Origin of the sequence: Catenulispora acidiphila DSM 44928 (assembly GCF_000024025.1) — a bacterium.
GTDB classification, from domain to species: Bacteria; Actinomycetota; Actinomycetes; order Streptomycetales; family Catenulisporaceae; genus Catenulispora; species Catenulispora acidiphila.
The window spans coordinates 9,587,881-9,600,580 of record NC_013131.1; the positions used below are offsets into that span (position 1 = coordinate 9,587,881).

At 70.9% G+C, this 12,700-nt stretch carries 10 protein-coding genes and 1 pseudogene; 4 read left to right on the forward strand and 7 right to left on the reverse strand.

Annotation, left to right across the window (positions count from 1 at the left end):
• The first annotated feature begins 167 nt into the window (after nucleotides 1-167).
• Together CACI_RS46810 and CACI_RS40915 are read left to right on the forward strand one after the other, a co-directional pair.
• Nucleotides 168-755, forward strand: a complete 588-nt coding sequence (locus CACI_RS46810; RefSeq protein ID WP_015796826.1) for a DUF4245 domain-containing protein — start codon at nucleotides 168-170, stop codon at nucleotides 753-755.
• Between the two features lie 141 nt (nucleotides 756-896).
• Nucleotides 897-2,939, forward strand: a complete 2,043-nt coding sequence (locus CACI_RS40915; protein WP_015796827.1) for an MFS transporter — start codon at nucleotides 897-899, stop codon at nucleotides 2,937-2,939.
• 549 nt (nucleotides 2,940-3,488) lie between these two features.
• Here CACI_RS40915 and CACI_RS40920 read toward each other — a convergent pair.
• The 7 genes and pseudogenes from CACI_RS40920 to CACI_RS54590 all read right to left on the reverse strand — a co-directional run.
• Entirely contained in the window at nucleotides 3,489-4,334 is an 846-nt protein-coding gene (locus tag CACI_RS40920) for an LLM class F420-dependent oxidoreductase (protein WP_015796828.1), read from the reverse strand.
• Nucleotides 4,335-4,430: 96 nt separating this feature from the next.
• Nucleotides 4,431-6,536, reverse strand: coding sequence for a hypothetical protein (locus tag CACI_RS40925; protein WP_015796829.1), 2,106 nt, complete (start codon nucleotides 6,534-6,536; stop codon nucleotides 4,431-4,433).
• A 113-nt stretch (nucleotides 6,537-6,649) separates the two neighbouring features.
• Nucleotides 6,650-7,087 (reverse strand): hypothetical protein, encoded by a 438-nt coding sequence (locus CACI_RS40930; protein ID WP_015796830.1) that lies wholly within the window; start codon nucleotides 7,085-7,087, stop codon nucleotides 6,650-6,652.
• 27 nt (nucleotides 7,088-7,114) lie between these two features.
• Nucleotides 7,115-7,756 (reverse strand): class I SAM-dependent methyltransferase, encoded by a 642-nt coding sequence (locus CACI_RS40935; protein ID WP_015796831.1) that lies wholly within the window; start codon nucleotides 7,754-7,756, stop codon nucleotides 7,115-7,117.
• The gene (locus CACI_RS40940) at nucleotides 7,753-8,421 is read right to left on the reverse strand and encodes a TIGR04282 family arsenosugar biosynthesis glycosyltransferase (RefSeq protein ID WP_015796832.1); all 669 of its coding nucleotides are present in this window, start codon (nucleotides 8,419-8,421) and stop codon (nucleotides 7,753-7,755) included. The genes CACI_RS40935 and CACI_RS40940 overlap by 4 nt, the downstream gene beginning before the upstream one ends.
• Entirely contained in the window at nucleotides 8,418-9,074 is a 657-nt protein-coding gene (locus CACI_RS54585) for a glycosyltransferase family 2 protein (protein ID WP_041543759.1), read from the reverse strand. The genes CACI_RS40940 and CACI_RS54585 overlap by 4 nt, the downstream gene beginning before the upstream one ends.
• 324 nt (nucleotides 9,075-9,398) lie before the next feature.
• A pseudogene (locus tag CACI_RS54590) lies at nucleotides 9,399-10,502 on the reverse strand (glycosyltransferase 87 family protein); the annotation flags it as partial.
• 175 nt (nucleotides 10,503-10,677) lie between these two features.
• On the opposite strand from CACI_RS54590, the gene CACI_RS40950 reads away from it, so the two are divergent.
• Nucleotides 10,678-11,478, forward strand: a complete 801-nt coding sequence (locus tag CACI_RS40950) for a response regulator transcription factor (protein WP_015796834.1) — start codon at nucleotides 10,678-10,680, stop codon at nucleotides 11,476-11,478.
• On the forward strand, nucleotides 11,471-12,631 hold the full coding sequence (locus CACI_RS40955) for a sensor histidine kinase (protein WP_015796835.1): 1,161 nt from the start codon (nucleotides 11,471-11,473) through the stop codon (nucleotides 12,629-12,631). Before CACI_RS40950 ends, CACI_RS40955 begins: the two co-directional genes overlap by 8 nt.
• Nucleotides 12,632-12,700: the final 69 nt, after the last annotated feature.

Here is a 12,700-nt window from a genome sequence, read left to right on the forward strand (position 1 = left end):
AAGAGCTCCTCGAGGAGGGGATCCGCTCCGTCGCGGTTCACGAGGGATGTCGAGAGAGATCGTATCGAGGCTCGCAGGAAGCCGGTACCGCGAAGTGGCGGGGGTCATGCCCGGCGCAGCGTAGGACCCGGCGCAAACCTCAAGGGGACGGATGGGACCATATCCCTATGGCCCGCGTCTCTCCTTTGAAGAAGTCCCTGAGGGACATGCTGCTGTCGATGGCGGTGATCTCCCTGCCGCTCGTGGCGATCGTCGAGTGGTTCCCGCACGACTCCAAGAAGCCGGAGGACGCGGTCCAGACGGTCGACTACACGATCCCGCTGGCCCAGGCCCGCCGCGACCCGGACCTGCCGTTCCAGGCCATGGCGCCGACCAGCCTGCCGCCGGGCTGGCGCGCGACCTCGGTCCACGCCGACCTCGACCCCAGCGCGCAGCTCCGCTGGGAACTGGGCTTCCTGACCTCCGACGACCAGTACGTCGCGCTGGACCAGACCGCGGGCGGCAAGGGCGTCGACGGCATCCTGTCCCTGCAGGCTCCGGACGCCACTCAGGTGAGCGGCGCCGGCGGCACGGTCACCGCCGGCGGCTACCAGTGGCAGGTCTATGTGACCCCCGACGGCAGCCGCCACGCGCTGGTGCGGACCACGGCGCCGGAGGGCAGCGCGGCGGCCACGACGCGCGGCAAGGTCGGGGTCGTGGTGTCGGGCAGCGGAGCGCTGACGGAGTTGGAAACGCTCGCGGGATCCTTGCAGTAGCCTCACTTTCCGCGCACGCGGCGCCCCGGGATCTCCGCCCACCCGGCGTCCCGGCGCTTTTCAGCGCTCGAACAAAAAGGCGCCTCACCCATTCGCCGCCGCACCCTGGCATCCGCCCTTGTTCCGTGGTGACCTGATGACGTGAGTGCAGAGTCGACAGGCGCCGGAGCGGACGAGAAGAACGAAGTCCCGCTGGTCTTCGCCGGCGTCATGCTGGGCATGCTGCTGGCCGCGCTGGACCAGACCATCGTCTCCACGGCGCTGCCGACCATCGTCTCCGACCTCGGCGGCGCCAACCACATCTCGTGGGTGGTGACCTCCTACCTGCTGGCGTCCACGGCGCTGACGCCGCTGTGGGGCAAGCTCGGCGACCAGTTCGGGCGCAAGCGGATCTTCCAGACCGCGATCGTCGTCTTCCTGATCGGCTCGGCGCTGTGCGGGCTGTCGCAGAACATGACCCAGCTGATCGCCTCCCGCGCGCTGCAGGGCGTCGGCGGCGGCGGGCTGATGGTGCTGGCGATGGCGCTGATCGCTGACGTCGTCCCGCCCCGCGACCGCGGCAAGTACCAGGGCGTGGTCGGCGCGGTGTTCGGCGTGGCGAGCGTGATCGGCCCGCTGATCGGCGGCTTCTTCGTGGACAACCTCAGCTGGCGCTGGGTGTTCTACGTCAACCTGCCGGTCGGCGCGATCGCGCTGGTCGTCGTCGCCATCGGCCTGCGCACCCACACCGCGCACCGCAAGCCGGTGATCGACTACCTCGGCACGTTCCTCATCGCCGCGGCCGCCAGCTCCCTGATCCTGATCACCAGCTTCGGCGGCAGCACCTGGGCCTGGAGCTCGTGGCAGGTGTACCTGTGCGGCGCGGTGGCGGCGGCGTGCCTGATCGCCTGGTTCTACGCGGAGAAACACGCCAAGGAACCGGTACTGCCGCTGCACATGTTCAAAAACCCGGTCTTCGCGATGTGCAGCACGATCGGGTTCGTCGTGGGCTTATGCATGTTCGGCAGCCTGACCTTCCTGCCGCTGTACCAACAGGTCGTGCACGGCGCGACGCCCACCGCCTCCGGTCTCCAGCTGCTGCCGCTGATGGCCGGCCTGCTGTTCGCCTCGATCACCTCCGGGCAGCTGATCAGCCGGACCGGCCGCTACAAGATCTTCCCGATCGTCGGCACGGCGGTGATGACCGTCGGCGCCTGGCTGCTGTCCCGCATGACCGACACCACGTCCACCGCCTCGAACGCGGTCGCGATGCTGGTCTTCGGCCTCGGGCTCGGCCTGGTGATGCAGGTGCTGATCATCGCGGTGCAGAACAACGTGGACTACGAGGAACTGGGCACGGCGACCAGCGCGGTGACGTTCTTCCGCTCCATCGGCGGCGCGTTCGGGGCGTCGCTGTTCGGCACCATCTTCAACAACAAGCTGACATCCGAGATCAAGACGGCGGTGGCGAACGGGACGATCAGCCCGAAGTTCCCGTTCGAGCAGGCGATCGAGAACCCGACGGTCATCAAGCAGTTCCCCAAATCGGTGACGCAGCCCTTCCTGCACACGTACGCACACGCGCTGCACTACGTCTTCCTCTACGCGATCCCCCTGTGCATCCTGGCTTTCCTGCTCGCCCTCTTCCTCCGCGAAGTCCCCCTGCGCACCACGACCCGCGGCACCGGAGCCGCCGAGGCGAGCACCGGCCCGACGCAGCGCTCCTCCATCGACGAGCTGGAGCGCGCACTCACCCGCCTGTCCAGCCGCCAGAACGTGAAGGACCGCTACACCCAAACGATCGTCAAATCAGGCATCGACATCACCGTCCCAGAGGCATACGGCCTCTTCCGCCTGAAGCAATTCGGCCCGACCCGCATCGACGACATCCCCACCCGCCTGAACCTCCCGATGTCCGAAATCCGCCCCCACCTCGACACCCTGGTGGCCACCGGCCGAGCCGCCCTCGAAGGCACCCCGCCCCACCAGACCGTGGTGATGACCGAAGCCGGCGAAGCAGCCGTCGACGCCCTCTGCGCCGCCCGCCGCGCCATCCTCGTGGACCAACTCGACGGCTGGTCACCCGACCAGCACGCCGAACTCCTCACCATGCTGCGCCAACTCGCCGACTCCTCCATGGACCAGGAGGACCGCCACCTGCTGGCGGACGACGCGGCGGGGAAGGCTGCTGCGGCGGGGATGTAGCGCGGCGAGAGTCTGAGACAGCAGCGCGATATGTGCGCGGTGGCCCGAAGACCGCCACCTGCCGGCAGACGACGCGACGGGCAAGGCTGCCGCAGCGGGAATGAAGCGCGACAGGAGCCTGAGACAAAAGAGCACTATGTGAACAGCGGCCCGAAGACCGCCACCTGCTGGCGAACAATGCGGTGGGCAAGGCTGCTGCGGCAGGGATATAGCGCGGCGAGAGTCTGAGACAGCAGCGCGATATGTGAGCGGTGGCCCGAAGACCGCCATCTGCTGGCGGACGACGCGGCGGGGAAGGCTGCTGCGGCTGGGATGTAGGGGGCGGGAGCCTGAGAGAGCAGCGCGCTATGCGAGCGGCGGCCCGAAGTCCGCCACCTGCTGGCGAACAATGCGGCGGGCAAGGCTGCCGCAGCAGGAATGTAGCGCGACAGGAGCCTGAGACAGCAGCGCGATATCTGACCGGTGGCCCGAGGCGAGTCACGGTGGTGACTGGTCTCGGGCCGCTGTTACTTCGCTTGACCCTGCGATCTTGCCTTCCCGGCAGCGTGCCTAGCCGATCTCCCGCAGGCGAGGCAGCTCGGTCGCCAGGCGCTCCGCGCGCGCCACGGGGTTGTCGGTCTGCACGATCAGCAGGGGGTCGGTGATGCCGATCGCGGCGAATTCCTCGAGGGTGCGCTTCAGGGCGTCGAAGTCGTCGCCGACGCGGATCTGGACTGAGCGGCGGATGGTTGCGGGGTCGCGGCCGACGTCGGCGCAGTGCTGGTCCAGGACGGCTGATGCTTCCGCTACTTCGGGCGGGGTGCCGCCGGCGGCGTTCCATACCGCGGCGTATTCGGCGGCCATGCGGAGGGTGCGCTTGCGGCCGCTGCCGCCGATCCAGATCGGGGGGTGCGGGGTCTGGAGCGGTTTGGGTTCGGCGATGGCGTCCTTGAGCTGGTAGTGCTTGCCGTCGTGGGTGGTGCGGGATTCCGTCCAGAGGGAGGTGATGATCTTCAGGGCTTCCTCGAGGCGGTCCGCGCGGTCGCCGGCGGTGCCGAAGGGCAGGCCGAGCATCGTGTGCTCGTTCTCGGCCCAGGCGGCGCCGATGCCGAACTCCAGGCGGCCGCCGGAGAGGTGGTCGACCGTGACCGCCATCTTCGCCAGTTCGGCGGGGTGGCGGTAGGTGTTGCCGGTGACGGAGCAGCCGATGCGGACGTGCGACGTCAGCGCCGCCATGCCCGCCAGGGCCGTCCAGGCCTCGAAGATGTCCTTGGTGTCGTCGCCGCCGAGGCTGGCGAAGTGGTCCATGTTCCAGCAGTGGTCGAAGCGGGCTTCGTCGGCGATGCGCCAGACGGCCTTGTACTCGTCGATCGTCGCGTCCTGGCTGAGTTTGATCCCGAAACGGAGGTTCGCCATAAGGCAGTCCTACCTCATCGAGGTAGGCGCGACGCAAGCACCGCCGCCCGCCGCTTCGCCGCCCGCCACCACTGCGCCGCCGCCACTTCCCCGCCGCTACTGCGCCGTCAGCGCCCCGAGCTTCTTCCGCGACCGCTTCCCGGCGAGTTCCTCCTCGGTCAGCGCCAGCCACGGCCACGCGCCCACCGCCGCGAACCGGTCGGCCGCGGCCTCCAGCCGTCCGCGGTCGCCGTCCAGACGCCCGAAGGCGAGCAGCGTGCGCGCCTCCTCATACCGGTCGTCGGTCTCGGCGTGCAGCCGCAACGCCTTCTCGAAGTGCTGCTTGGCCTTGCCGCCCTTGCCCTGGCCGACCTGCCCGAGACACCGTTCGGACACGGCCCGCACCACGATCGACATCGTCGTCGCCGCAGCCTCCCGCGCCTTCTCCGCCGCTTCCCGAGCGCGAGCGACCTCGCCGGCCCGCACCAACGCCTCGACCACATCGCCGGCGACCGGCAGCACCGAAGGGTCCTGAACGCCCAGCCGATCCAGCGCTTCCACGACCCCGCCCAACACAGTCGCCGCGGCATCCCACTTACGCTCAGCCATGAGCGCCACGCCGACAGCGTGCTGCGGCCACAGCACATAAGCCTCGGATCCCAAGGACTCCGCCTCGACCACCGCGGCATCCTCGACCGGCGCGCCCATCAGAGAACTGACACGCAGCGCCAGCCCCCGCGCCACCGCCCGAATCGGCTGCTGCCCCAACCGCGACGCCAGCGCCGCCGCCTCCATCGCATCGTCCCGAGCCGCCGGCCAGCGCCCCGAACGGAAGCCCACCTCGGCCCGCACCACCAGCAACGCGGGCAGATGCTCGGCCGCCCCATACGCACGCAATAGGGCGATAGAGCGATCCAGTACCGCTGCCGCGCCCCGGACGTCACACGTCCACATCGCCCCGGCCGCGATCGCCGGAATCGTCAGCGGTCCCATGTCCAGGGGATCCGAGAGCAACGCGGAAGAAACCACCGGCGCCAGCATCGCCTCGGCGTCGATCGCGCGCCCGGCCAGGATCAACCCGATCGCGGTGGTGTGGCTGCCGGCCTCCAGCAGAGCCTTGATTTTCGTCTGCGCCGTACGCAGGACCGAAGTCCGCGTCGCGATACGGTCTAGGCGGTGGTGCAGCGTCGCGTCCTCGGTGAGAACGCGCGCCTCCCGGATCGCCCGCCCGACACCGCCGAGATCGCCGAGCAGTCGCGCGGTATCGGCGGCGCCGCTCAGCCAGCGAGCACGGGCACCCGGATCAGGAGTCAGACTCGCCGCGCGTCCATACGAAGACCGCGAAGCCTCCAGCGCTCCCCGCAACCGCGCGCCGTCCGCAGCCCGCCCCAGCGCTTCCGCCGCCGGACCGTCGGTACCGGCCGCCGCACCGGCGAGGTGCCGGGCCAGAATCTCGCCCTTCTCCGCCTCCCGCAGCTCGGAGATGGCGTCGACGAACGCCGCGTGCGTCACCTGACGCTCGGTCGGCGTGGCGGTCGCGTAGATCGACGTCGCCACACCGAGGTCGCGGAACCGCCAACCGGAGGTCGTGGCCTCGATCAAACCGTCGGCGACCGCCGGAGCCAGATCACTGACCCGCAGCCCGAGGTGGTCCAGCGCGCCGCCGACCTCGTCGATGTGCCCGGTGGCGCTGGCGGCGAGGACGAGCAGCGCCCGCGTGGTCGCCTTCGGCAGATCCCCGGCCGCGACCGGCCGCTGCACCTGCAGCGGCACGGCGCCGAGCGTGCCGAACGGGGCGCGGCGCACATCGTCGACACCGATGAGCCACGCGACCGGCGCGCGCCTGGTGCTCCGCACCGCGACCGCGATCGCCGTCGCCGACTGCTTGTCCAGCAGATGCGCCTCGACGATCACCGCCACGACCGGCTGCACCGAGGCCGCCTGCGCGATGAGTTCCCCGGCGGCCCGGCCGACGTGGACGGCGCCGCGCTCGAGATCGAGTCCGGCCTCGCCGTCGAGCAGCGGACGCACCAGATCGGCGAGCCCGGCGAATCCGGTGGTCTCCACCGCCGGCGCGGTACCGCCGGCACGCAGCACGGATAAGCCGTCGACGACGGGACCCGCGATGGCCGCGAGGTCGCCCGGAGCCGCGCCGCCGAGCAGGACGGCGCCGCCCAAGCCACGCCGCACGTGCTCAAGGAGGGTCTGCACGGGCTGCCGCATGCGTATCAGCGTACTGGCGGAACGCTCGCGATATGTCGGATCCGGCCAACCCGTGCCCGGGATGAGACTTTCGCCACAGGTCAGAGGCCCTTTATGAATAGTTGAGCCAACAACTACCGCCGGTCGAGCCGATACACCAGCTTCAGCCCGGACCAGGTGGCGTCGATCGCCGCGATCTTCACGTCGACCAGCCCGATCGGCAGCGCGAGCGCGTCCTCGCGCACGGCGTTCTCGGTGACGTCGGTGACCATCTTCGAGGCCTTCTTCGGCCAGCACATCCACAGCGATCCGCTCTTGGAGAGCAGAGCCGGGAGCGTCGCGTAGTCCTCGGTGAGGGTCGCACGGTCCTTGGCGAACGCGACGATCACGTCATAGGGACCGGCGCCGCCATCCTCGGTCGTCTCTACCGTCACGTCATAGGGCAGCGGCTGCGGATCAAAGCCTTCGGGCGCATCGTGGAACAGCACGCGATGCCCGGTCTTGATGCCGAGCTTCTTGGGCAGCGGGGTTCCGGAATAGCCGGAGGAGCCGGAGGACTGCGCGGAGGTCACGTCCGCAACACTAATCCGGCGTGCCCGCTACCCCAGGTAATTCAGCGCGACGAAGCGGCGGCCGTCGGCGGTCCACACCTGGCGCGCCACGTAACCGAGCGGGATCGCCAGCGCCAGCAGCGCCTCCGAACCGATGCGGGCCCAACCGAATTCGTCCCCCGCGTACCCGAACCGCACCCGGTATCGCACGTCGACGTCCTCGGTCTCCGTCTCCACGATCAGCTCCCCGCTGCGCGGCCGCATCAGGGTGCACAGTCGCTCCAGCAACGCCCCGGGATCGCCGCCGATGCCGATGTTCCCGTCCATCAGCAGCGCGTGCGGCCACCGGCCGGCGCCGGGGAGCCGGTCGAAGATCGAGCGCCGCAGCGCGGTCGCGCCGTTCGCGCGGCTCAGCAACAGCGCGAACGGCGCGACGTCCACCCCCAGCGCCGGCACGCCGCGCCCGGCGAGCTCGGCGACCAGCCGCCCCGGCCCGCACCCCAGATCGAGCGTCGGCCCGAGACAGCGGTCCAGGACGGCCTTGTCCACGGCGTCCGGCGGAGCGCTGAACTTCGCCGCGTCGAGCAGCAGGGTCTCGCCGGAATCGGCATGCAGGACCAGCTGTTCGGTCGGGTCGTTGATCGCCCGGGCATACGGGGCGCTGGCGGTCCAAGCGCCCGCGTCACTCACGCCGGAACCGGGAGCGTCGTACCGGCAACGCCGACGGCATGCGCCACAGCCGCGAAACGCGACACCGGAGCCGCCGCAGCCGCCACGGCAGGCAGATCGGCGACGGTGTCGACGTCCCGCAGCACCGGCAGCATGCGAACCCTGAGTCCAGCATCGGTAAGACGGGCGAGCTGTACGGCGCCAGTGGTATCCGTGGACATCGGCACGCCGAGCAACAGCCCGTCGAGATCCACCTCGCGCGGACGGCTGAAGCCCAGCGACCAGAACCCGCCGTCCTCGGCCAGACCGATCGTCGCGTCCTCCCACGCCGTGGGCATGCACGCCTCCAGCAGCGGTCCGGTCACCTGCGGCGTGTCCATCCCGATCAGGAGCGCCGGACCGGGATCGAGGATCGCCGCCTCTCGGAACGCCGCAGCCAGCCGCCGATCGAGGCCGCCGCCGACCTGCGGGACCACCGCGAAGCCGGCCGGGACGGCGACCAACGCCGAATCTCCCTCCAGCGCCAGCACCGAGAGAGGAAAGCGTGCGGTGGCAACGGCTTCCAACGTGTCGGCGAGCGCCGCACCGGCCAGCGCGGCGCCCTGCTCCGGCGTGAACGGCGGCGTCAGCCGGGTCTTCACACGTCCTGGGACCGGCGCCTTCGCAATGACGATCAGGGTGCTCATCGGGTCGCGGCCCTCCAGACTCGGCGCATGTCGCGGACGGCTTTGACGGTGCCGCCGACCGTTCCGGTCACCTTCGACTTGCCGGTGCGCGGCGCGTACGGGACGTCGGTCTCCGTGATCCGCCAGCCGCCGCGCGCCGCCTTGAGCACCATCTCCAGCGGATAGCCGAACCGCCGGTCCTCGATCCCGAGCGCCAGCAGGTCCTCCCGGCGAGCGGCACGCATCGGTCCGAGGTCCCGGATCCGGACGCCGGTCTCGCGCCTGATGCGCCTCGCCAGCAACCGATTCGCCAACCGGGCGTGCGGCGGCCAGGCGCCGCGAGTCAGTGGCCTGCGTTGGCCGAGAGCGAGATCGGCCTGCCCGCGACGGACCGCGTCGGCGACCTTCGGCAGGTCTTCGGGATCGAAGGAGCCGTCGCAGTCGAGGAAGCAGACGATGTCCGCGGTGGCGGCGAGCAGCCCGGCGTGGCACGCGGCGCCGAATCCGCGGCGCGGCTCGTGCACGACCAGCGCGCCGAGCGACGCCGCCACCTCGGCGGACCCGTCCGTCGAACCGTTGTCGACGACGATGGCTCGATAGCCGGCCGGAATCCGTGACAGGACATAGGGAAGCGCTCCGGCCTCGTCGAGACACGGGAGGATCACGTCGGTCAGACCGGGGCGGTCGAGGTCGAAGTCGGGGTCCAGATCCAGATCCAGATCCGGATCGCGATCGAGATCGGCGCCGACGCCGTCCGCTCCAAGCCGCCGTGCCGCCGATCGGAGACCCAGTCCCTTGATAACCAACTGACCGCCATAGACAGCCACGACCACCACGAGCGCACCGCCGTATCCCTGAAGCGGTGCGGTGCCCGACTGCACCATGTATCCGGCGTATGCGATCCCGAGCCACGCGGCGCTCCGCCACCCCGCGAACGCGACGAACAGGACCAGCAGCTCGGCGTACCAGGCCAGCGGCGGCGCGGTGACCAGGAATCCGACTCCTGCCATGATCAGCGCGCCGTGCCAAGGCCGTTCCGGATCGCTCAGCCGCCAGACCAGAATCGTCGTCACCGCCAGGACCAGCACCGCCGCCGGCTTGACCAGTGACGTCGGCAGGACCGCGTCGAGGAGCGCGAACCGCGTGCCGCTCTGGTATCCCTCCTCATGCAGGTAGCCGCCCAGGAAGCCTTCGACTCCGCTGCCGACGGCCAGAACGTGGGGCAGATACACCCCGACCACCACGGCGCTCAGCGATCCCAGCAGAACAAAGGGCCGACGTCGGAGCGCCGCTGGTACCGCCAAAGCAGGCGTCACCTTCGCCGCGATGCCCAGACCGAGCAGGATTCCGCCGCTGGCGACCCGCTTCGAGGCCAATGCCAGCAACGCGCAGGCGGTGAACAGCACCGCGAGGATGTCGGCGTGCCCGCCGTTGCCCGCCTCGACCGCCACCGTCGGGCACCAGGCCCACAGCACCGCGTTCCGGGAGTCGACGCCGATGCGAGGCAGTCCGACCAGGAGGAGAACCGTGATGCCGAGGGCGAGCACAGCCGCCGAAATCTGGATTCCGCGCGGTCCCCACCAGTGCGCGAGGTAGTAGTACGCCTCGGCGACCGGCGGGTAGATCGTGTGGACGAGCGGCCGGTTGAGGCGCGTACAGCCGGCGGTGATGCCCGGGCTGGCGATCACGCAGTGGGAGGGGTCGAGCCCGCGATCGGTCGGGGGGAACAGGCCGGATCCGGCGCGCAGACCGGCGAGGCGGGTCGCCATCGGGACGTAGCGGTAGGGATCGATGCCCGCCGCTTGGACACGGCCGTCCCACACGTAGCGGTACAGGTCGTCGGAGTAGCGCGGCGCCGTGGTGAACGCCGCGACCTGCATGGCCGTCGCACCGGCGAGAGTCACCCACCGGGCCCACCGCTCCCGCAGCCCCGACACCGACCACGCGCCGAGCAGGTACAGCGCGAACAACACGCCGAAGGTCACCGTGACCGAGGTGCCGTGGGCGAACTCGGCGGCGCGGTCGAGGCGGACCGCGACGTAGACACCCCCGGTCAACAGCGTCGCCGCCGCCAGCGCCACAGCGGGCCGCACGAATCTCATGGGCTTCACCCTGACCGCCGGGCGGCGGCCTCGGCGACGCTCCGCGCCGGGTCGTCACAGTTCCGTAAGGACTGGAAAGCCCCGATCAGGGCCTCTGACGGTGTTCGCTTGAACCGCGGGGAGAGCACCACGCAGAATGTCGGGAAACGGACGATACCGAGGAAGGTGGCGATCGATGAGCACGCCGGACACCGCGAGCGCGGTGGTCGGTGACGATCCCGTCACCGACCGCGACGGCGGCGAGCCCGCGTTGGACGTGTTGGACGTGTTGGTCGTCGACGACGACGCCACGGTCGCCGAGGTCGTCGCCGCCTATCTGGCCCGGGCCGGCTACCGGGTCCGCCGCGCCGCCGACGGCCCGGCGGCCGTGGCCGCGGCGGCCGAGCGCCTGCCGGACCTGATGGTGCTGGACCTGATGCTGCCCGGCTTCGACGGCTACGAGGTGCACCAGCGCGTCCGGGCTCTCGGCGAGGTCCCGGTCATCATGCTCACCGCGCGCGGCGAGGAGGGCGACCGGATCCTGGGGCTGCAGGTCGGCGCCGACGACTACGTCACCAAGCCGTTCAGCCCGCGCGAGCTGGTGCTGCGGGCCGGCAGCGTGCTGCGCCGGGCGCGCGGGCACGGCCGGGGGCGGGGCGGCGCCGAGCCGCCGCAGACCCCTGAGATCCTCGCCCTGGGCCGCCTCGAGGTCGACCTCACCGCGCACCAGGCCCGGCTCGGCGGCGAGCCGCTGGCGCTGACCGGCCGCGAGTTCGACCTGCTGGCGTTCCTGATGGCCAACCCCGGGCAGGCGTTCAGCCGCGCCGAGCTGATGCAGCAGGTCTGGGGCTGGTCCTTCGGCGACCAGTCGACCGTCACCGTGCACGTGCGGCGGCTGCGCGAGAAGATCGAGCCCGATCCGGCCGCGCCGTCGCTGATCGTCACGGTCTGGGGAGTCGGCTACCGGCTCGAGGCGCCGGAGGACCTGGATGCGTGACCAGTTGGAGATCATCGCCATGGGCGCCGGCTCCGCGGTCGGCGCCTCGCTCATCGGCTGGTCGGCGCTGCGGGCCCTGCGCGGCCGCTCGCTGCGCGCTTCGCTGTTCGCCTCCGCCGCGACCGCGGCGCTGGCGGTGGTCGCCGGCATCGTGATCGCCTCCCGCGCGATGTTCATCTCCTCGCACGACGCCGGGGTCTCGGTGATCGTCTCGTCCTCCGGCGCGGCGGTGACGCTGGCCCTGGCGTGGCTGCTGGGCCGCAGCCTGGCGCACGACAGCCGGACGCTGCGCGCGGCGCTGCAGGCGCTCGGCGAGGGCGAGTCCGTCCCGGGTCCGGCGCCGCATGGCAGAGCCCTGATGACCGGGGAGCTGGCAGCCCTGGACCGCGAACTGCGCGCCACGCAAGCGAAACTGGCCGAGTCCCGCGAGCGGGAGCGCGCGCTGGAGCGCTCCCGGCGCGAGCTGGTCGCCTGGGTCTCGCACGATCTGCGCACCCCGCTGGCCGGGCTGCGCGCGATGGCCGAGGCGCTGGAGGACGGTGTCGCCAGCGATCCGGCGCGCTACCACATGCAGATGCGGCTGGCCGCGGACCGGTTGGCGGGCATGGTGGACGACCTGTTCGAGCTGTCGCGGATACACGCCGGCGCCCTGCGGCTGACGCTGGAGTCGGTGGCGCTGGCCGATCTGGTGGACGGCGCGCTGGCCGAGGGGCAGCCGCTGGCCCGGGCGCGCGGCATCGAGCTGTCGGGCGTGGTGACGACGCCGGCCACGGTGCGGGGCGATGTCAGGGAACTGTCGCGGGCGCTGTCGAACCTGGTGGTGAACGCGATCCGGCACACCCCGGAGGACGGCACGGTGCGGATCGAGGCCTCGGCGCTGGCCCGGACCGGCGCGGACGGCGAGCCGCGGGTGCTGCTGGCCGTGACCGACGCCTGCGGCGGGATCCCGGACGAGGACCTGGACCGGGTCTTCGACGTGGCGTGGCGCGGGACAGCCGCCCGGACGCCGGAGGTGGAGAGCCCGGTCGGCGCCGGGGCGGGTCTGGGGCTGGCGATCGTGCGGGGCATCGCCGAGGCGCATTCGGGTGCTGTCACGGTCGGGAACGTCGACGGCGGGTGTCGTTTTGAGATGCATTTACCTGTTCCGGCGTGAAGTTCTGGGCGTTTTTGTTGAGGTCGGACCTGCGATGCGGATCCTCGCCCCCTAAGGTGATTCCGGACC

Excerpts from the sequence above, each read along its gene's own strand:
- CACI_RS46810 (WP_015796826.1), top strand. The coding sequence starts at position 168 with ATGGCCCGCGTCTCTCCTTTGAAGAAGTCCCTGAGGGACATGCTGCTG.
- CACI_RS40920 (WP_015796828.1), bottom strand. The coding sequence starts at position 4,334 with ATGGCGAACCTCCGTTTCGGGATCAAACTCAGCCAGGACGCGACGATC.
- CACI_RS40925 (WP_015796829.1), bottom strand. The coding sequence starts at position 6,536 with ATGCGGCAGCCCGTGCAGACCCTCCTTGAGCACGTGCGGCGTGGCTTG.
- CACI_RS40940 (WP_015796832.1), bottom strand. The coding sequence starts at position 8,421 with ATGAGCACCCTGATCGTCATTGCGAAGGCGCCGGTCCCAGGACGTGTG.
- CACI_RS40950 (WP_015796834.1), top strand. The coding sequence starts at position 10,678 with ATGAGCACGCCGGACACCGCGAGCGCGGTGGTCGGTGACGATCCCGTC.
- CACI_RS40955 (WP_015796835.1), top strand. The coding sequence starts at position 11,471 with ATGCGTGACCAGTTGGAGATCATCGCCATGGGCGCCGGCTCCGCGGTC.